The 19,155-nt window shown below is 35.9% G+C and carries 17 protein-coding genes; 5 read left to right on the forward strand and 12 right to left on the reverse strand.

The window, feature by feature from the left end; all coding sequences use genetic code 11:
• Positions 1-137 precede the first annotated feature (137 nt).
• The 9 genes from CLV73_RS04320 to CLV73_RS04360 all read right to left on the reverse strand — a co-directional run bounded on the left by CLV73_RS04320 (position 138) and on the right by CLV73_RS04360 (position 8,639).
• Positions 138-329, reverse strand: a complete 192-nt coding sequence (locus CLV73_RS04320; protein ID WP_100375636.1) for a hypothetical protein — start codon at positions 327-329, stop codon at positions 138-140.
• 12 nt (positions 330-341) lie between these two features.
• A complete protein-coding gene (locus CLV73_RS04325) occupies positions 342-947 on the reverse strand; it encodes a DUF4230 domain-containing protein (protein WP_100375637.1) in 606 nt (201 codons plus the stop codon).
• Positions 948-952: 5 nt separating this feature from the next.
• Positions 953-1,516 (reverse strand): thioredoxin family protein, encoded by a 564-nt coding sequence (locus CLV73_RS04330; protein ID WP_100375638.1) that lies wholly within the window; start codon positions 1,514-1,516, stop codon positions 953-955.
• A 1-nt stretch (position 1,517) separates the two neighbouring features.
• Positions 1,518-1,985, reverse strand: a complete 468-nt coding sequence (locus tag CLV73_RS04335) for a pyrophosphohydrolase domain-containing protein (protein ID WP_087710124.1) — start codon at positions 1,983-1,985, stop codon at positions 1,518-1,520.
• Positions 1,986-2,230: 245 nt separating this feature from the next.
• Positions 2,231-2,650, reverse strand: coding sequence for a hypothetical protein (locus CLV73_RS04340; protein WP_100375639.1), 420 nt, complete (start codon positions 2,648-2,650; stop codon positions 2,231-2,233).
• 12 nt (positions 2,651-2,662) lie between these two features.
• Positions 2,663-3,370 carry a glycohydrolase toxin TNT-related protein gene (locus CLV73_RS04345; protein ID WP_100375640.1) on the reverse strand — a complete coding sequence of 236 codons (708 nt, stop codon included), beginning with the start codon at positions 3,368-3,370 and terminating at the stop codon, positions 2,663-2,665.
• 468 nt (positions 3,371-3,838) lie between these two features.
• A complete protein-coding gene (locus CLV73_RS04350; protein WP_100375641.1) occupies positions 3,839-6,772 on the reverse strand; it encodes a reprolysin-like metallopeptidase in 2,934 nt (977 codons plus the stop codon).
• 213 nt (positions 6,773-6,985) lie between these two features.
• Positions 6,986-7,483: a DinB family protein gene (locus tag CLV73_RS04355; protein ID WP_100375642.1), complete on the reverse strand. Its 498-nt coding sequence runs from the start codon at positions 7,481-7,483 to the stop codon at positions 6,986-6,988.
• Between the two features lie 16 nt (positions 7,484-7,499).
• Complete coding sequence (locus CLV73_RS04360; protein ID WP_100375643.1) at positions 7,500-8,639, reverse strand: acyl-CoA dehydrogenase family protein; 1,140 nt, start codon at positions 8,637-8,639, stop codon at positions 7,500-7,502.
• A 191-nt stretch (positions 8,640-8,830) separates the two neighbouring features.
• On the opposite strand from CLV73_RS04360, the gene CLV73_RS04365 reads away from it, so the two are divergent.
• Positions 8,831-10,699, forward strand: a complete 1,869-nt coding sequence (locus CLV73_RS04365; protein WP_100375644.1) for an endonuclease — start codon at positions 8,831-8,833, stop codon at positions 10,697-10,699.
• A 75-nt stretch (positions 10,700-10,774) separates the two neighbouring features.
• Here the strand turns inward: CLV73_RS04365 and CLV73_RS04370 are convergent, their stop codons facing one another.
• Genes CLV73_RS04370 through CLV73_RS04380 form a run of 3 tightly spaced genes read right to left on the reverse strand, consistent with a single transcriptional unit; the run spans position 10,775 to position 15,957 of the window.
• A complete protein-coding gene (locus tag CLV73_RS04370) occupies positions 10,775-13,222 on the reverse strand; it encodes a TonB-dependent receptor (RefSeq protein ID WP_100375645.1) in 2,448 nt (815 codons plus the stop codon).
• A gap of 24 nt (positions 13,223-13,246) precedes the next feature.
• Complete coding sequence (locus CLV73_RS04375; protein ID WP_100375646.1) at positions 13,247-14,725, reverse strand: trehalase family glycosidase; 1,479 nt, start codon at positions 14,723-14,725, stop codon at positions 13,247-13,249.
• Between the two features lie 2 nt (positions 14,726-14,727).
• Complete coding sequence (locus tag CLV73_RS04380) at positions 14,728-15,957, reverse strand: MFS transporter (RefSeq protein WP_100375647.1); 1,230 nt, start codon at positions 15,955-15,957, stop codon at positions 14,728-14,730.
• Positions 15,958-16,080: 123 nt separating this feature from the next.
• On the opposite strand from CLV73_RS04380, the gene CLV73_RS04385 reads away from it, so the two are divergent.
• From CLV73_RS04385 to purC, 4 genes are all read left to right on the forward strand, one after another.
• Entirely contained in the window at positions 16,081-16,986 is a 906-nt protein-coding gene (locus tag CLV73_RS04385; protein WP_100375648.1) for an AraC family transcriptional regulator, read from the forward strand.
• 126 nt (positions 16,987-17,112) lie between these two features.
• The gene (locus CLV73_RS04390; RefSeq protein ID WP_100375649.1) at positions 17,113-17,718 is read left to right on the forward strand and encodes a SatD family protein; all 606 of its coding nucleotides are present in this window, start codon (positions 17,113-17,115) and stop codon (positions 17,716-17,718) included.
• Between the two features lies 1 nt (position 17,719).
• Positions 17,720-18,415 (forward strand): DUF3307 domain-containing protein, encoded by a 696-nt coding sequence (locus tag CLV73_RS04395; protein WP_100375650.1) that lies wholly within the window; start codon positions 17,720-17,722, stop codon positions 18,413-18,415.
• 20 nt (positions 18,416-18,435) lie between these two features.
• Positions 18,436-19,155 carry a phosphoribosylaminoimidazolesuccinocarboxamide synthase gene (gene purC, locus CLV73_RS04400; RefSeq protein ID WP_100375651.1) on the forward strand — a complete coding sequence of 240 codons (720 nt, stop codon included), beginning with the start codon at positions 18,436-18,438 and terminating at the stop codon, positions 19,153-19,155.

A 19,155-nucleotide genomic window follows, 5' to 3' on the forward strand; every position in this document is an offset into this window, starting at 1 on the left:
AATAGTCAAATAGTTAGGGGTAATTCACGAGCGAAGCGAATTGACCACTGTCAGTTCATTACTATGTTTGACTTTTATTTTTATATTTTTTTTTGAAAAAAGGTTTGGTCTCCATGAGACCGAACCTTTTGTATAATTTAAGATTTCTCTTTTGTATTATCTGTTTTTCCGGATTTGTTTTTTGAAGATTCCTGAACATCTTCTTTATCAATATCAGGTGGGTTCGTTTTTTTTGACGAAGCAGGAATATTGGGAAAATCCTGATTTTGTTTCTTTGTTTCTGCATTGTTCGCAGATTCTTTTCCTTTTTTATTTTCTTTTGAGTCCATAATTTTTGAATTTTATAGTCCTAAAATACCCAGCTTACCGGTCTGGTCTTCTATACTATAATTCAAAGCCTTTGCCAAAACGAAAATATTATTCAGATTTTCCATTAATTGTTTATGCCCTTCGGATCTTAATTTATTCTGATCTACAGATTTAACGGCAGTTTCTTTTGCTTTCTGGGTAACGTTTCTGATATCTTTTTCAGAAATCCTGTTAAAAAAAGAGTCATCCAACGATTGAATCTCCACACTCGGTGTAATTCTTATATCAGCTTCCGGAAGATCTGTAATGACCAGTTTTTTATTAATGGAATCAACCTTAATCTTCATTTTATTAAGATCGTAAGAAACCTGCGCATTGGTCTTGGTATACGTAATAATGCTGTTGCTGGAAACTTCTTTTCCAAAAAATTCGTACCCCATTTTGGTTTTCTGCATGGAAGAAAAGTTCTGCTCGATCACCACCATTTTATTCATTTTGGAAATCTGATTGGTCAGAATGTAATAATCTGACTGCTCAGTTTTTCCGCCAAGATTCAAACAGGATTTCAATCCAAAAAATAATAAAACCATCAACAGGGCTCCTGCTATGAACGGTATTATGAATCTGGTATTTTTCAAACCTGTTATTTTAAAATTTCGTTGATTACAGACTGGTCATCTTTCTTCAGAATATTCACCAAATCTCTTTCAATATATCCTGTGGTTGGCATTTCTATGATTCTTCCGATTTCTTTCCCATATTTTTCAACAATAATCGTAGGAACTTTCTGAATATTGTAACGGCCTTCGTCTCCTGTTGGAGATTCTTTCTTACGATTCACCGCAATAATCGTCAGTTTATTTTCCGGATATTTTACTTCTTCCAGAATTTTCATTAGCCTCGGGAAATCTCTATGACTGTCCTCACACCATGTCCCCATGAAAACCGTAATATTATAAGAATTGATTTTATCCTTTTTAAGATCATTAATTGCTTTCTGATCCATTGCATATTCATCATGCTCTTTCACATACCAGTCTGCATACGGAGCTTTCAGGAACTGATCTTTTAGCTGGTTTCCTAAAAGCATTTTGCCGTCATTTGTTGTTTCAACCTCTCGGTTTACGACTACTTTTTGAGCACTGACCTGCTGAGCTGTAAAAGCCAAACAGGAAATAACGGCAACATTTGTAATGAGTTTTTTCATATTATTTTTCGATAATTGTCTTCAAATCAGCCGGAGAATAATATTTATTTTTCAGGACTTTATGATCTGCCTGTCTGTAAACATTAAATTTCTCACCCGATTTTTCATAAAATGATTCTACGTCTTTTGCTTTGTAAAACTCAACCGTTTCCTGTGCCTGTTCTTCATTATCGCAAGCTTTTGACATATTGGAACGCTGAACTTCGTTGAATAGTTCTACAAATTTGCTGCCAAGTCCGAATTCCAATACAGCACCACTCAAAACATATTGTAGATCGCATAATGCATCCGCAATTTCTACAATGTTGTTATCTGCAATCGCCTGTTTCAATTCGTTTAGCTCTTCCTGTAAAAGCTCAACTCTAAGATTGCATCTTTCCGGTGAAGGAATTTGTGGGGTATCTAAAATAGGGGCTTTAAAAGTGGTGTGGAATTCTGCTACCTGGTTCAGACTATCAATTTTATCCATGAATATTTTTTATTTAAAGCAAATATAAAAAACGATTTCGGAAAATATACAACATCTCTTGGAATAAAATCCCATCCTGCTGAATTACTGTATCTTCTAATTAAAAAAATCCACAGTTGTAAGCCGTGGATTTAATTAAATTATCTGATAATAATATGTATTGTCATTCTCAATGAAATGCAGAATCTTTTTGATAATAATTTAGATTTCTCCTTTTGTCGAAATGACAGAAAATTAATTCTATTTTAAATTATTTCCTGATATTCCCAAATGCCTGAAAGATTTAAAACCGTTAATCCCGGCTGTTTTTCTCCATAACTGAAAACCCCTATATAATTGGATTGACAAGATTCACACTTTGTTCCAAAATATAACGTAGGCAGCTCATTCACCGTTAATTCCCCAAAATGAATTCTTCCGGGTGATGTTTTCGTTACCATATTGTTCTTTAAAAGATCTATTTTAGGTAGTACTTTATCTTCATTATAGAGCTGAAAAATTGGGAATCCCGATTCATAAGGGGTAATGTCAACTGTATTTACATGACCACACTTATTGCACGTGAATTTCACTACTGCCGACGGACTCATCTCATCGTTGATAAAATAGTTTTTTGCAATAAAGGCTTTCTTGCCTAGAATTACTTTATTTGATATTGAATGCATTGGGCTTGTTTATTATTGTATCACCGTACCAACCAGGCTATTGTACTTTCCACTCGGACTTTTTTTTATGGTGATTTTTACATATCCTTCTTCCGCTAATTTATTCCATGTTTTTTGATAACCCGTTGTAATATCAATCGGAATTTTCCACATCGTCTGTTTTCCTCCTCCAACTTGACCAAACCAAGGGATAACATCAGCAGTTTGAGATTTGAAAGGTAATAAATTATTTAACACATCGATCTCGTAATAGAAATCATATGCGGTTTCAGGCTGGTTTAAAGCTCTTTGTGAGAAAGTATAGACATATCCGTTGATAATAGGGCTTGTAAAACTTCCTCCTAAAGTAGGAACTCCAGTTCCGTTATAAGTACCGACAGCACCGCTGTATCTGTCAAACTTTTGTCCTGCCTGAAAAGAAACATCATCAACAATATTATATCCTCCGTTGGCAGGTGGCCATCCTCCATTCAAATTATTAACTTTAAAAAGAGCCTCCAATTCTCCCCATTTCCCCTGTCTGTAAAGTTCAAATATATAGTCTCTTGTCTGCTGATCTACTTTTCCGCCTGTATCGTAAGTTGCAGCAAATTCGTTGGCACTTTTGTAGAATACGGTTTTAACAGGCGGGATATCCGTTTCTGCATCGTTATCCGAACTACAAGCTATAGAAAGAAAAGCCGTTGATAAAAAAAATAAATACTTAAATAAATGTTTCATATAAATGTTTTAAATTATGTAAATAGAAGAAGTGAGCCCTCAGCTCACCTCAAAGCTTGTCAAGAAAAGATTTCGTATACGGTTTCTTCTCCATTTTTTATAGGAGACGCTTTATATGCAACAGATTTTTCAAATCATTTGAAATGAAAGTGTATGGTAAAAATCTAAGAAAACAATATTACCTATTTGCTAAAAATATATTTTAGAACTTCCCTAAAAGACAAGTCAGGTAGGCGGTACAATAAGAATAATTCCGGCGATAAAATTAAATAAAAATTCATTCATCCGTGACTTTTGTTTGATGAAATTATAATTTTTATAGGCATAATGATTTATAAAAGGAAAATTCACATTTTCATTAACCTGATTATAAATCTATTAATTACAAGAAAAAGAAAAAAAAGATCTTTTATAAAATAAAAAAACTGCCTGTTTTCACAGGCAGTCACACATAATGTAATAATGGTATTAGTTTTTGATGAATCTTTTAGACACTTCACCAATCTGAATAATATAAGCACCTTTGATAAGACTGCTCACATTAACAGAACCTCTTTCAAGTTTTCCTGATTTAATTAGTTTTCCACCCATATCGAAGATTTTATAGTCTTCAGAAGCCGAATTTGAAATATTTAATACATCTCTTGCCGGATTCGGATACAGTTTAATATCAGTTATTATATCTTTAGTATCAAGTAAATCTCCTCTTCCTGACGAAACAATGTTCAAAGTATAGTCTTCAACTTGTCCATACGTATATGATCCACAAGACGATGTTGGAACAGAACTGTATTTCATCATCACTCTCATTCTTGTAGTTCCTAAAGTTGCCGTAGCAGGAATAGTAATTGATCCTGTAGCCGGACTCGTTGTAGAACCCGCTTTAGACCAAGCTAATTCTCCACTGTCTGCGAAATCGCCATCCTTATTGTAGTCAATATAAACTGCGTAAGCTTCACTATATTTTGTAGAAGTCCAGGTTGGAGTTACAGAAATAGTATATGCACTACCTCTTGCTACATTTGTAGAAACTGAAGTAAAGTCTTCATATCCTGCTGTTCCCGTAGAAGTATTATTAATGGTTCCGAAGCTTACATTTCCAATTCTTTCATCAGCTGTATTGGTTGCTGATGCTGTACAATAGCTTACTGAAGTACCTGCAAGAGTGGTAACAGAAACGGTGTTGCTTGCTGCTGAAACATTTCCTGCCGCATCTTTTGCCTTTACAGTAAAGCTGTAGGTTGTAGAAGGAGTCAAGCTTGTTACAGTATAAGAAGTAGATGTTGTGGAACCGATCAATGAAGAACCTTGATAAACATCGTAACCTGTAACCGCTACGTTATCTGTTGCTCCTGACCAAGAAAGATTTGTGCTTGTAGAAGTAGTGCCTGAAGCTGCTAATGTAGGGGCTGTAGGAGCCACAGTATCCGAAGATCCTGAACCTGCATTTACAGTAATATTTGCGTTATTTACATCGAAGAAAATATGATTGGAACCTTTCACCATGATTCTTCCTGTAGTTGTAGAAACATTCGGAATCATTACAGCTTCGCTTCCATCATTTGGAGTTCCTGCCAATAGAGTAGTCCACGTATTTCCGCTGTCTGTGGACCAAAGAATATCTACATTTGCTGCGTTTACATTGTTAGTCGTAGTTCCCGCTACATTCCAGGTTATGGTTTGAGAAGTACCTCCCGAATAGGTTGTTGCCGTATTTTGTGAACTCACACTGAAAGGTCCGGCTGTACTATTTACAGTAATTACTGCATCATCTGAATTATTTCCGGAACCTCCGGCTCTGTTGTCTCGAACCGTAAATCTGAAGTTATAAGTTCTTGCTACATTAGATAAAGCTTCCACTGTAATTTCAGAACCGGCAGTTGTAGTTGCTCCTGCCAATACAGAAGCCATTCTTGGAAAATATCTAGTTGGAGTTGTTTGTGGAGTCCAGGATCTGAAAGTCGGTCCGGAAGCTTTTGTTGCACTAGCAGCCGAACTTGCTCCTGTTTGTGAGGAAGAAGCATTATCCATTTGTTCCCAAATATAAGTCAATGAATCTCCGTTCGCATCAGTTCCTGCTCCGGTTAACATAAATGGCGTTCCTTTCGGAATGGTATAATCTGAACCTGCATTTGCTGTTGGAATTGAATTTCCTGTGGCAGTATTTACAGAGCAGGTTTTAGCTTTGATATTATTCGTAATCTGCTGGATACTGATGGCATGGAAGAAAGCATCCGAATGCGGCTGAATATCCTGGCTTGTAATTCCTGCATATCCCATAATCGTTGATCCCGATCCCGGTTCCATGTTTGCTCCCGTCCCTTCATTATTCATTGAGAAGGTATGGTTTCCACCAAACTGATGCCCCATTTCATGAGCCACATAATCTATATCAAAATTATCACCTGAAGGAATTGCATCTGCAGGAGAGGTATAACCGCTTCCTTTTGAACCATTGGTACAGATACAACCTATACAACCTGCATTTCCGCCTCCTCCGGAAGCACCAAACAAGTGTCCGATATCATAATTTGCCTCACCAATAACTGAAGTTAAAGTAGATTGAAGCTGAGAATTCCAGTTGCTCATTCCTGAGGCCGGAGAATATGGATCAGAAGAAGCGCTTGTATAAATTACAGCGTCATTATTAGCAATTAACACCATTCTTGCAGCAAAATCTTTTTCAAATACACCGTTGACACGGGTCATTGTATTATTCATTGCGGCTAAAGCAAGCGCTTTAGTTCCCCCAAAATAAGTAGTGTATTCTCCGGTACACGATAGTGCCAGTCTGAATGTTCTCAACACTGCATCATCTGCGTTCGGCCTTGCAGCAAGATTTGTTGTACCTGCAGCTCCTTTTTGAGCGACATCAATTACGGTGCATTCAAATTTACTCAGATCATCTTTTTTATCAGATTTTTTGTACACTACATAAGTAGAAAGATCTTTTGTATAAGGCTCGATGAAAACTGCAGATTTATCTCCGTAGATTTCCATTGAAGACAAGCCCAAAGGAGAAATACTAAAGTAAACTGTAGAATTAGGATCTTCTAAGCCCGTTCCTATATACGACTTGATTTCGGGGTATTTTGCGGCCAATGCAGGATCAAAATTCGAATTTTCTCTTACTTTAAAGCTTTCCATTTTTCCTTCAGAATTCGGGAAAGAAATAATGATTTCTGATTTTTCTCCTGCCGCCAGTCTCTTAGGGGCTTTTACAAGAGCGTTCTTCAGTCCGTTTATATCCAAACTGAAAATCTTGGGAGTCGTAATAGAAGACTTGTTTTCAAAAATTTCCGAAGTTGTTTTTCTAGAACTTTCAGACCAAAGACGGTCGGTCTGCGCAAAAGAAATTCCTGAGATCAGAAGTACTCCGATCATCGATAGTTGTTTTCTCATATAATCTTTATTTTGTTTGTGGAATATCAAAGCTAATAAATTTTATATTACGAAAAACAAATTTTTTTAAGAAATTTTTAGATTATTCATTTAAAATATTATGCAATGCATTAAAAATAGTTTAAATATTATATTCTCATAAAAAGAAAATAGCATACGTATTTTGCGTATGCTATTCAATTATAATAAGATAATTCTAAATTTCTAAGATTTCTAAGACTTGTCGTCTGCTGTTGGTCCGTATAATCCGGGAACTTTATTTCCTGTAGATCTTAAATAAACGACCAATTCTCCTCTGTGATGATACAAATGATTGTAAAGGAACGAGCGAATTACCTGAATTTTCGGCATAGGAGGGAAGAGTACGTTTCCGTTCATTTCCATTGTCCATTCGTTGAAATAAGTCCCTTCGTCTGAGTTTTTCAAAGCTTTCTGAGCTTTAGCTACATTTTCTTCAAACTTAGCCACAATATTTTCAGCTTTGGAAATATCTCCTTTGTCATATTGATACGTTCCCATATCAAAAACATCCTGATTAAAGGTATATTCAAACCAGTTATAGACCTCTGAAATATGAGAAGCCAACTGAGCTGCGGTCCAATTAATTTCAGACGGCCTCCAGTCTAAAGCGCTATCAGGAATTGCTTTCAAAAGTTTTCGGGTATTTTCTGCTTCATGCAAAAACTCACCCAACAAAGCCTGCTTAATCATTTGTCTATGTTTTAAATTATTTTGTGATATCTCTACCGATCACTAATCTTTGAATCTCAGAAGTACCTTCTCCGATGGTGCAAAGTTTAGAATCTCTGTAGAATTTCTCAGCCGGGAAATCTTTTGTATATCCGTATCCCCCGAAAATCTGAACTGCGTTATTAGCAATTCTTACACAAGCTTCAGAAGCATATAATTTTGCCATAGCTCCTTCTTTTGTCATTTTTTGCTTAGCATTCTTCAATGTTGCCGCTCTTTGAATCAAAAGTTCAGCAGCATCGATTTCAGTTGCCATATCTGCCAACATAAAATTGATAGCCTGGAACTCAGAAATTGATTTTCCGAACTGATGTCTTTCTTTAGCATATTTTAAAGCTGATTTATAAGCTCCTCTAGCTGTTCCTAAACTTAATGCAGCAATAGAAATCCTACCTCCGTCAAGAATTTTCATAGCCTGCTTGAAACCTTCACCCACTTCTCCTAAACGGTGAGAATCCGGTACACGAACGTTATCGAAGATTAACTCCGCAGTTTCCGAAGCTCTCATTCCCAATTTATTTTCTTTTTTACCGGAAGTAAAACCATGCATACCTTTTTCTAAAACAAAAGCCGTCGAGTTATTTTTAGCTCCTTTTTCACCTGTTCTTGTCATTACCACAGCAATATCGCCAGAGATCGCGTGAGTAATAAAGTTTTTAGCTCCATTAATGATCCAGTCATCTCCGTCTCTTACCGCTGTTGTAGACATGCCTCCTGAATCTGAACCTGTATTATGTTCTGTTAACCCCCAAGCTCCAATTACTTTACCTGAAGCCAACTGAGGAAGCCATTTATTTCTTTGCTCTTCATTTCCAAATTCGTAGATATGATTGGTACAAAGAGAGTTGTGAGCCGCCACAGAAAGACCGATAGAAGGATCTACCTGAGAAATCTCATCAAGAATTGCAACATATTCATGATAACCAAGACCAGAACCTCCGTACTGCTCAGGAACAACAATCCCCATAAAACCCATCTCACCTAACTGATGAAACAAATCTTTAGGAAAAGTCTGGCTTTCATCCCACTCCATAATATTAGGTCTGATATTCTTCTCAGCAAACTCTCTTGCTGTTTCCGCTATCATTTTAATGTTGTCAATAGTCTCTGTATTCATAATAGATAATAGTTAGTTCCCAAAGATAAATAAATTGACGGAACGCCCAAAAAAATTATTTCCTCCATAGTAATTTATAAACAAAGCTTTAGTTTTCAATTTTTTACATTCTAATATTTAATGATTTTTTAATAAATTTTTCTTAAAAATAAGTTTAATAATTTACTAATTTTGCTTCCCAATACTAAAACATGAAAAAACTTCTACTTTCTGTAATTTTGATTTCATCATATCTTGCAGCGCAAGCTCCTGCAGGGTATTATGATGGTACAACCGGATTAACCGGCTACGCACTGAAATCAAAGCTTCATGATATTATTTCTGCCAAGAATATCAACTGGCATTACAGTGATCTCACCAATTATTACAACCAGACTGATTTAGATAAATATTATGATTACGGCCCAAGCAATACGACTATTTTATTAGATATCTACTCTGAAATCCCTACAGGACCGGATGCTTATGAATATACAACCGCAAATATTATCGGAAGTGCAAGTGCAGAAGGACAGGGTTGGAACCGGGAACACATGATGCCCCAAAGTACATTTTACAGTAATTACCCAATGTATTCCGATTTATTCTATGTGGTTCCTACAGATGCGAGAATAAACCAATTAAGAAGCAATTACCCTTATGGAATCGTGGGTTCCACTATATATTATACATTTACCAACACTTCAAAAATCGGGAACTGTGCCATTCCCGGAATAACTTATACAGGACGAGTTTATGAGCCTATTAATGAATTTAAAGGTGATGTAGCCAGAAGTTTACTGTATTTTGCCGTAAGGTACGAAGGTAAATTAGGAACTTTTAATTTCAACAACAATACAAATCCCGCTTCTGACACTAATCCTCTGGATGGGACGGAAGAAAGAGGTTATGATCCGGCTTATATTGCCATGCTTCTTCAGTGGCATCAACAAGATCCGGTTTCTCAAAGGGAAATCGACAGAAACAATGCAGTATATGTTATACAGAAAAACAGAAATCCTTTTATTGATAATCCAGCTTGGGTAAATGCAATCTGGGGGCAAACTCCCGATACTGTGGCTCCGCAGGCTCCCACCAACTTAAGTGTAACACAAAACAGTGCTTATTTTACAACATTAAGCTGGGCTCCGAGTTCAAGTACGGATGTAATCGGTTATAAGATCTACCAGAACGGAACTTTGGTTGGAGCAACGAAAAACGCAACCTTTAGTGTAGATCATCTGACACCTTCAACAGCTTATACTTTTACCGTTAAAGCTTATGACAACGGATACCTGCTTTCTTCCGACAGTAATATTGCCTCTACCACAACCTTAGCTTCAGATATCTATGCTAAAGATCTGATGGTTACAAAATACCTGGAAGGAACTTCAAATAATAAAGGATTAGAAATTACCAATAAAACAGGACATCCTGTAAACCTGAGCGATTATAGATTATCTATTCAGTTTTCAAGCGGAAGCAACTATTATTTTCCCGACCCATACGAATTGGAAGGAATTGTTCAGAATAACGAAACATTCGTAGTGCTGCATCCTGAAGCTAATTTTTCCTGCTACAGCATCAATCAGGCAAAATTTGTAACAGCAGCTCCGCAAATGACCTATTCAGGAAGCCAGTACTTGGAATTAAGATATAAATCGGCAACCGTAGACGCTATTGGAATTTCAGGCACCAGCAATTCTTCAACTTTAGGAAACGTTTCTTTATACAGAAAGGCAAGTGTAACCCAACCTACAACAAGCTTTACTCTTTCTGAATGGGATTCCTATGCAAGCAATTATTGCCAAAATCTAGGATCATTATCAACTTCGGAACTCACTACTTCTCAAAAAGAAAATGAGTTTAAAATTTACCCAAATCCTGCCAATGAAAACATTTTTGTAAGCGGAAAAACTGAAGATATACAGTCAGCACAGATTTTAGATTTTTCAGGGAAAGTAATTTCTACGGAAAAAGCTCCATTTAGAAACAAAAAGAATATTTCTGTTCAGCATTTATCTACAGGCTCTTATTTATTAAAGCTTGACGAAAAAATATATCCGTTTATTAAAAAGTAGATTTATATTTTAATATATAACAATAAAAAAACGTCGGAGATCTTCCGACGTTTTTCAATTTAAAAATATCTAATTTTAGAAATCTAAGGTAATTGAAGCTCTTACAGCAGCACCCATAATAGGTCTCGCCATTCTGATATCTCCTGTTCCTGTAAGCGGAGATCTTGGGTCACCTTCTGTAATCCCGATCGTGTTGAAGATATTGGTTCCGTCAACTGCAAATCTTATTTTTCCTAACTGATAAGAAGTTCCCGCTCCGAATTCAGAAAATGAAGGCAGAATATTTTTATCCGTATTGGCTTCATCCTGGAAACGTTTACCATAATAATTCATACTTACATAAGCTCTCCATTCTTTTGTGATATTTACTGCCGGAGAAATATTGAAATAGAATTTCGGCATTCTTCTTACCGTATTTCCGTCGTAATCAAAGAAATTACCTGCAGCATCCATTCCTGTGAAGTTTTTATATTTCGGATTCTGAATTGTTCCATTGAAAGTCACTTCTAGTAAATTGTTGAATAATCTTGCATATCCTTCCAATTCTACCCCGAAGTTGGTGGTATTGGCGAATTTATTTTCAGAAGTTCCGTCAGAAAATACGTCTGTGAATGAAAGGTTTTTCAAAGTAGAGTAGAATGGAATCACCGCTAGATCAAATGTTCTTGAATAATATTTATACCCAACTTCCAGCTGATTGGTCGTAACTGGTTTTATTGCGGACAAATTATTCATATTATTATAGTACGCTTCTTCATTCGGAGATCTGAAACCATTAGAAAAACGGGCATAGACCGCATTTTCTCTATTGATCTTATAATTCAGAGCCGTTGTGAAAGATACTCTGTCTACATCGTAGTACCAATAGGTATATTTATTTCCTAACACCGCCATATTATCATCTGCTGTAGTTGTTAAGAAGGAATGTGTTCCATCTGTTGTTAATCCTGAATTGTTCAGGTTCGAAGTTGTCGTATTTACGCCATATCCCTTATAAGAATCTTTACTGTACCGAATTCCTCCATTGAAGCTTAAATTATCAGTGATATTATAATCTAAATTTAAATAAAGATCATTTAAGCTACCCTGAATTTGAGAATCCCTAACCAGGAAAGACATATCTGTAACTCCATTGTACGTCTTTGAATATCCTGTACTTGCCGGAGTTAATGAAGTGTCAACTAGGTTTAGAAGTTCAGGTCTGTCCGTTGCCGTTGTCAAAATATTACTCCAGTTCCAGTATTGATGAGATTTCCAGTTGGATTTATAAAAACCCGCCGTTACATTTCCTTTGTCAAACTTATAATTGAACTGTAAATCGTTGACAAAATTATTCATCTGTTTATCGATCGCCCAGAACCCTAATTTCTGAACATACGCAGGATTCACAATAGCTCCGTTGCTTACTAATGAATATTGATAATTATTTCCTGTAATTCCTTCTGACTTTGCAAAATCTGCCATTGCCTGAGGACCACCCGCCGGGAAAATCCCAGTGTAATTCATGTTAATATTCGTATATCGTGTTTTATTAATGACCGAGAAATTTCCTCCCAAGTCATATTTGAACTCGGCTCCTAACACATCAACTCTCGGATGAATTCCGTCTTCCAGATTTCTATTGAAAAATCCTCCTCCGGCTTGCGGAATATTCAATTGACTGATCGCTCTGTAGCTATATGTTCCATAGTTAGCATCAAAACCCGAGAACTCTTTCAGATCATTGCCATATTGCGACAAAGGAATAGGAAGGAAAAATGTATTTCGGTCATCAAGCTTTTTATAATACACTTTAGCATAACCTTTATCAAAAACATATTTAAGATTCATTCTGATTTGCCCGCCATTGTTTGCCTTAAAACCTGTTTTTCTGATTCCGTTGTCTGTTCTGTAAAAACCACCAACATTAAAGAATAGTTTATCCTGTACCAAAGCACCTCCCAGGTTGACATCAGTACGCATCAAACCATACGTACTGGTCTCCAGTTTTGCAGTTCCTTTAAAATCATTACCTCCTTCTTTTGTAATAAAGTTAATAAGACCTCCCGGAGAATTATTTGCATAAATAGATCCTGAACCGCCTCTCAATGCTTCCAGTCTGCTTACCGAATTATCTACACGGAAAAAGTTATCTGCATTGGCAAACTGCAAAGCCCCGTCTTCAAAAACAGGAAGTCCGTCTTCCTGAACCTGTACAAATTCATACGCTCCTGCAGAAGGAATCCCTCTCGCAAAAAGGTTGTTTCCGACTTCACCACCCGAAGTTTCCACAGCAAAACCTGGAACTCTCTGCAATAAAGCAGCCGCACTGATCGGATTTTGTTTCTGAATTTCCTTCGCTGTAAAAGTGGAAATTGCTGTACTGGATTCTATTTTCTTTTTGGGATTGGAGTTTCCTGTGATTACTACCTGATCAATAGATGCCGTTCTTGTAGAATCCTGTGGAGTCGTTTCCTGGGCATACGTATTATTAAAATAAAGTGTTGCAATGCCGGCAAGTAAGAAAATCGATCTTTTTTTCATAGCCTTTAATTTTTTATAGTTAGTTTAATTTTGATTCAATTTAAGATAAACACCATTCGTCCATCCGAAACCATCCTGATTAGGATATTCTCCACCTCCTGCAACAGTTTCTATATCTAATGCATTGTATTTCTCCATCAGCTTTCCTGTGTTTTTATAAACTCTTTCCACATTGGCGCACCAGTTATTTTTAATCTTTTCCGCCAAGTCATCAAAACCATAGTTTTTCATAGACTTAAAGCCAAGCCATTGATACGGTGCCCATGCATTCGGAAGATCCCATTGCTGTCCGGTTTTCTTCGTTGTGGTAACCAAACCGCCTTGATACAGAAATTTTTCTTCGATATTTTTTGCGACAGATTCTGCCTGCTTTTCATTGGCTAACCCAAGAAACAAAGGATAAAGAGTAGCAATATGTTCAGATGAGGTTGTTGCATGCTTTTTTGTATGATAATCTCTGTAAATACCAGAATTTGAATCCCAGAAATATTTGTCGATCATCTGTTTCTTGTTTTCTGCTTTTTCTTTAAAAACATTTTCCTTTTCTGATAAATTTTGAAGTGATGAAGATTTTGCCAATGTTGCTTCCAGATGCCACAACAGGCAATTCAGATCAACTTCAGCCAAGTTCAAAGTCTCAATCGTCTGTATATTTTCTCCATCTCCAAACCATCTGCTTGAAAAATCCCAACCCGATTCACAGGCGCTTCTTATATTTCTGTAAAATTCTTCGCCTGCATTTTCGGCATCCTCAATATCTATTAAATAACTTTCAGGACGGGGCTCATTCTCCGCGTCATAATACCTGTTTAAAATATCTCCGTTAATCGTTTTCAATACCCTTTTTGAACTTGACCCGTTTTCCAGTCTTTCAGCACCATTCATCCAGAAAGCATATTCTTTTTCTAAAGTATCATGATATTTGATATAAATATTTTTATCTTTTGTCGTTTCAAAAAGCAAATCCAGCATTAACGAAAAGTAGGGTGGCTGAGAACGGCTTAAAAAATGAGTCCGGCTCGCATTAGGTACAAATCCGACAGTCTGAATTAAATAAGAACAGTTTTCAATAATATTTTCCATCATTTCAATCCTTCCGGAAACCTGCAAGCCTAACATGATAAAATAACTGTCCCAATAGAAAAATTCATTAAAACGACCTCCCGGAACGACATAAGGTTTGGGAAGTTTCAGCAATGTTCCTTTTTCTTCGTAAGCTGTTCTGGTCAATTCATCCCAGAGTTTTTCTATATGCTCTTCAATCGGCAAATGGTCTTCTCTCTGAATGGATATTTTTGCTCCTAAAAAATCAAAGTTATATAGGACAAATTTTTTCAGATCAAAATTCTCAAGCTGCTTCTCTTCCTGATATTTTGCATTAATTTCAGCAATTGGAAATAACGGAACCGCATCGGTCATCATCTTCTGATCTTCGAAGATCTTTGATCGCTGAACATCATCAAAAAGAGCCTGGATTTCGTTGATATATAATTGTTTGTTCATATTTATTTTTTAGGATTTATTTTTAATTTATTCATAAAAACTGCCGAAATAATCAACAATGAAAGAGGAATTAATGATAGATAAAACGCCTTTTGTCCACTGAATTCCTGAAACACAAAGCCGGTAATAATTGACCCGATTGTTCCTCCGATTGCGGAGAAAACTACAATTAAACCTGACATTGCACTATGCAAATATTTTGGAATAGATGCTAAAATCACCGAATTGATACTTGGATAAATTGGTGCTAACAAACCGCCCATTAACGGAAATAAATACACAACCAACGGTGCATTTAACCAAGTTGTTTCCGCATTGATATTAATATTATGAGTCAATGGAAGTACCAATAAAATACTGATCGCAAACCCCACGACACAAAAAGAAACTACGTAGATCCAGCTAAACTTTTTCGAAAAAAAGCCCGATAAAAACCTTCCCAATGCAAAAGCTCCTGCCAAAACAGCTCCCGCCTGAATGCTCATAGAGGTCGGAACTTTTAGAATTTCTTTGTAAAATGTCGGTGTCCAAGTCTGGAAACTTTGTTCCACCAAAACGAAAAGAAAAGCACACAATAAAAAGAACAATACTTTTCTGTATCCAAACAAGCTCGCACTGTTTCTTAGATCTCCCAGCAAATCCGTCTTTTCGCTTTTCGCTTCCTTTTCATTCAGTTTCGTAAAGAACAAAAACAAAAAAGACAGTGTTGAAACTCCACCTAATACCCAATAAACATTCAGCCAATGGGTAGATCTTGGATTATGGTCATCTATGAACAAACTGAATAAAACATTTCCCATTAATACGCCGATCATAAAAAAGCCTTCCAGATAACCCATAAAGCTTGAATGTTCCTTATCTGTATTTGTCACCAGTCCAATAGAAGTGAAGACTGAAATTTTAATTAAAGCGAACGAAACTCCGACAATAGTAAATAATAGTTTAAAAAACCAGAAATCACTGGCGAAAGGCATTACAAAACACATACAACTCACTAAAAGCAAAGCAATCAGCATAGAGTTTTTAATTCCTATTTTAGGCAGAAACGATGCTAATATGAATGAACAGATCGCAATAGGCAGATCTTTAAAACCTTCCAAAACACTGGCATGGGATTTTGAAATTCCGAAGTTTTGCTGAACCTGCAGAATCACTGTTCCTACAGAATTCAGGAGAATTGCAAAAACAAAATAGTTTAAAAATAAAACCGCCTTAATATTGAAATTTTTCATTCATATAATTTCTTGTGGGCTAAGATAGAAGCATTTGACTTCACATTAATTTAACATTATAAATCAATATTTGAACTATATTAATATAATTATTATTTTAGGGGATAAAATTTGATTAACTAAATGAAAGTTACCTTTGAAAGGGTGATTCCCGATGAAAAGAGCTCTTTTCGCACGATTCACAACAATTCTCCCATTTCGGAATTTAAATGGGAATATCATTATCATCCTGAAATTGAGCTTGTATGTGTAATTTCCGGGAGCGGAACCCGACATGTCGGATATCACAAAAGCAATTATACAAATGGCGATTTGGTATTAATCGGCTCAAATATTCCGCATTCAGGTTTTGGTTTAAACTCCATTGATCCGCATGAAGAAATTGTCCTTCAGTTCAAAGAAGAAATTTTACAGTTCCCACAACAGGAAGTAGAGGCGAGGTCTATTAAAAACCTTCTAGAGCTGTCTAAATATGGAATTCATTTTCATGATGAAGTGCATAAAACAATGCTTCCCAAACTGAAATTAATACTGAGTTCGAAAGGTTATAAAAGATACTTACTGTTATTGGAAATCTTGTTTGAACTTTCAAAATGTGAAAACTATGAGCTTTTAAACAGGGAAATCATGCCTTATACCATTATTTCAAAAAACAAAACGCGTCTTGAAAATATTTTCACTTACGTTGAGCACAATTATGATAAAGAAATTAATATTGAAGATGTAGCAAAGCTGGCCAATCTCACATTACCTGCATTCTGTAATTTTTTCAAAAAAGCAACCCAGATCACCTTTACAGAATTTGTAAACCGGTATCGCATCAACAAAGCCTGCCTATTGATGGCACAGGATAAAAGCATTTCAGAATGCAGTTACAGCTGCGGCTTTAATAATGTGACCTATTTTAACAGAATGTTTAAAAAGTATACGGAGAAAACCCCTTCTGAGTTTATGAAGAACTTTGCTCCTAATAAAGTAAATGTAGATGTAAAGGTAGAGGATGAAGTGAAAAGTAAAGTGCTGTTTTAAGTATTTTAGGCATTTATAAATCAAAAAATCAGATTATTGATATAAGCAGATTCACTAATAATCAATATCTATAAGTGTTTCCGCTTATATTTTTTATTTATAAGTAATTATGCTTATATTTGCAAAATGATAGCGGTCATTACCGGAGATATTATAAATTCACAGCACGCGGAAACAGAGGTTTGGATCACCAAGCTTAAAAATCTTCTCGAAAATTGGGGAAGTGCTCCTCACACATGGGAAATCTACAGAGGAGATGAGTTTCAGTTCAAATGTAATATTGATGACGTTTTCTGGCGTTTCTTAGCCATAAAATCACTTATAAAAAGTCAGGAAAATTTAGATGTAAGAATAGCCATCGGAATCGGTGAAGAAAATTTTTCGTCTGAAAAAATTACCGAATCCAATGGAACTGCCTACGTACATTCCGGGAGATTGCTCAATGATCTGAAAAATGATGGTCATACCGTTGCCATTAAAACCTCTAATGATTCTGTAAATAAAGATTTAAATATACTTCTCAAATGGTCGTCTAAGGATTTTGACAACTGGACCATGGCAACCTCAGAAATCATTCACGAAATGATTATGAACCAAGATATTACACAAGAAGACCTGGCAAAAAGGTTTAATATATCACAGTCCTCGGTTAGCCAGCGACTGAAGCGTGCCAACTACGAGCTTATTGTGGAAACTAATCAATATTTTAGAAAGAAAATTTCAGAACTGTAAGATGATTTTTATTCAACTCATATTGGCACATTTACTTGGAGATTTTATTCTTCAGCCAAATTCTTGGGTTGCAGAGAAGGAAAATAAAAAACTAAACAGTAAATATTTGTACCTTCATGTTCTGATTCACACTGCTTTAAGTTTTATTTTTCTTTGGAATGTAGAACTTTGGTGGGTAGCTGTTTTGGTAGGAATTTCACATTTTATTATTGATGCTGCGAAACTCAGTTTTCAGACCATTAAAAATAAAAAAAGCTGGTTTTTCATCGATCAGGCTCTACATATTGCAGTGATTGCAGGAGTTTCTTTTTATTATAATGAATTCAATTTTGAATTTTTAAAAGATCAGGACTTCTTAAAAATACTGATGGCAGCCTTGTTTTTAACAACACCTGCTTCAATTTTTATTAAAATATTACTGTCTTCCTGGACACCCGTTCCGGAGACAGCAGGCAATATACAAACCGAATCTTTATCCAGCGCAGGAAAGTATATCGGGATTTTAGAACGTTTACTCGTTTTCACTTTTATCATGGTGAATCACTGGGAAGGCGTAGGTTTTATGGTGGCTGCAAAATCTGTTTTCAGATTCAGCGACCTGGCACAGGCTAAACAAAGAAAACTGACAGAATATGTATTGATTGGTACATTACTGAGCTTTGGAATGGCTGTTTTAACAGGAATTTTAATTAAATAATAAAATAAATCTAGTAAGAAATGGAAAAGAAAGAAATGTTGTACGAAGGGAAAGCAAAACAAGTATTTGCTACCGATAATCCTGATCAAGTAATCGTACGTTTCAAAGACGATGCTACAGCATTCAATGCTCAAAAAAGAGGTTCTGTTGATTTGAAAGGCGAAATGAACAACGCCATCACAACTTTGATTTTTGAATATTTAAATGAGAAAGGGATTAAGACTCATTTCATTAAACAATTGAACGAAAGAGAACAATTGGTAAGAAAAGTATCTATCATTCCTTTGGAAATGGTGGTAAGAAATTATTCTGCAGGAAGCATGGCTCAAAGATTAGGAGTGGAAGAAGGAATTAAATCTCCGGTTACCATCTTCGATATCTGCTACAAGAAAGATGAGTTGGGAGATCCGTTAATCAACGATCACCATGCAGTGTTCTTAGGAGCTGCAACGTATGAAGAGCTTGATGAAATGTATGAATTGACTTCAGACATCAACGAGATCCTGATCGATCTTTTCGATAAAATGAATATCATCTTAGTTGATTTCAAAATTGAATTGGGTAAAACTTCTGACGGTGAGATTATCTTGGCAGACGAAATTTCTCCTGATACTTGCAGACTTTGGGATAAAGATACGATGAAGAAGTTAGATAAAGACAGATTCAGAAGAGATCTTGGTGAAGTTACAGAAGCTTATGTTGAGATCTATAACAGATTGAAAACTGTTCTTAACAAATAA

It is taken from the genome of Chryseobacterium geocarposphaerae (assembly GCF_002797535.1).
Taxonomy (GTDB): domain Bacteria; phylum Bacteroidota; class Bacteroidia; order Flavobacteriales; family Weeksellaceae; genus Chryseobacterium; species Chryseobacterium geocarposphaerae.

Excerpts from the sequence above, each read along its gene's own strand:
- CLV73_RS04320 (WP_100375636.1), bottom strand. The coding sequence starts at position 329 with ATGGACTCAAAAGAAAATAAAAAAGGAAAAGAATCTGCGAACAATGCA.
- CLV73_RS04330 (WP_100375638.1), bottom strand. The coding sequence starts at position 1,516 with ATGAAAAAACTCATTACAAATGTTGCCGTTATTTCCTGTTTGGCTTTT.
- CLV73_RS04335 (WP_087710124.1), bottom strand. The coding sequence starts at position 1,985 with ATGGATAAAATTGATAGTCTGAACCAGGTAGCAGAATTCCACACCACT.
- CLV73_RS04340 (WP_100375639.1), bottom strand. The coding sequence starts at position 2,650 with ATGCATTCAATATCAAATAAAGTAATTCTAGGCAAGAAAGCCTTTATT.
- CLV73_RS04345 (WP_100375640.1), bottom strand. The coding sequence starts at position 3,370 with ATGAAACATTTATTTAAGTATTTATTTTTTTTATCAACGGCTTTTCTT.
- CLV73_RS04350 (WP_100375641.1), bottom strand. The coding sequence starts at position 6,772 with ATGAGAAAACAACTATCGATGATCGGAGTACTTCTGATCTCAGGAATT.
- CLV73_RS04355 (WP_100375642.1), bottom strand. The coding sequence starts at position 7,483 with ATGATTAAGCAGGCTTTGTTGGGTGAGTTTTTGCATGAAGCAGAAAAT.
- CLV73_RS04360 (WP_100375643.1), bottom strand. The coding sequence starts at position 8,639 with ATGAATACAGAGACTATTGACAACATTAAAATGATAGCGGAAACAGCA.
- CLV73_RS04365 (WP_100375644.1), top strand. The coding sequence starts at position 8,831 with ATGAAAAAACTTCTACTTTCTGTAATTTTGATTTCATCATATCTTGCA.
- CLV73_RS04370 (WP_100375645.1), bottom strand. The coding sequence starts at position 13,222 with ATGAAAAAAAGATCGATTTTCTTACTTGCCGGCATTGCAACACTTTAT.
- CLV73_RS04375 (WP_100375646.1), bottom strand. The coding sequence starts at position 14,725 with ATGAACAAACAATTATATATCAACGAAATCCAGGCTCTTTTTGATGAT.
- CLV73_RS04380 (WP_100375647.1), bottom strand. The coding sequence starts at position 15,957 with ATGAAAAATTTCAATATTAAGGCGGTTTTATTTTTAAACTATTTTGTT.
- CLV73_RS04385 (WP_100375648.1), top strand. The coding sequence starts at position 16,081 with ATGAAAGTTACCTTTGAAAGGGTGATTCCCGATGAAAAGAGCTCTTTT.
- CLV73_RS04390 (WP_100375649.1), top strand. The coding sequence starts at position 17,113 with ATGATAGCGGTCATTACCGGAGATATTATAAATTCACAGCACGCGGAA.
- CLV73_RS04395 (WP_100375650.1), top strand. The coding sequence starts at position 17,720 with ATGATTTTTATTCAACTCATATTGGCACATTTACTTGGAGATTTTATT.
- purC (WP_100375651.1), top strand. The coding sequence starts at position 18,436 with ATGGAAAAGAAAGAAATGTTGTACGAAGGGAAAGCAAAACAAGTATTT.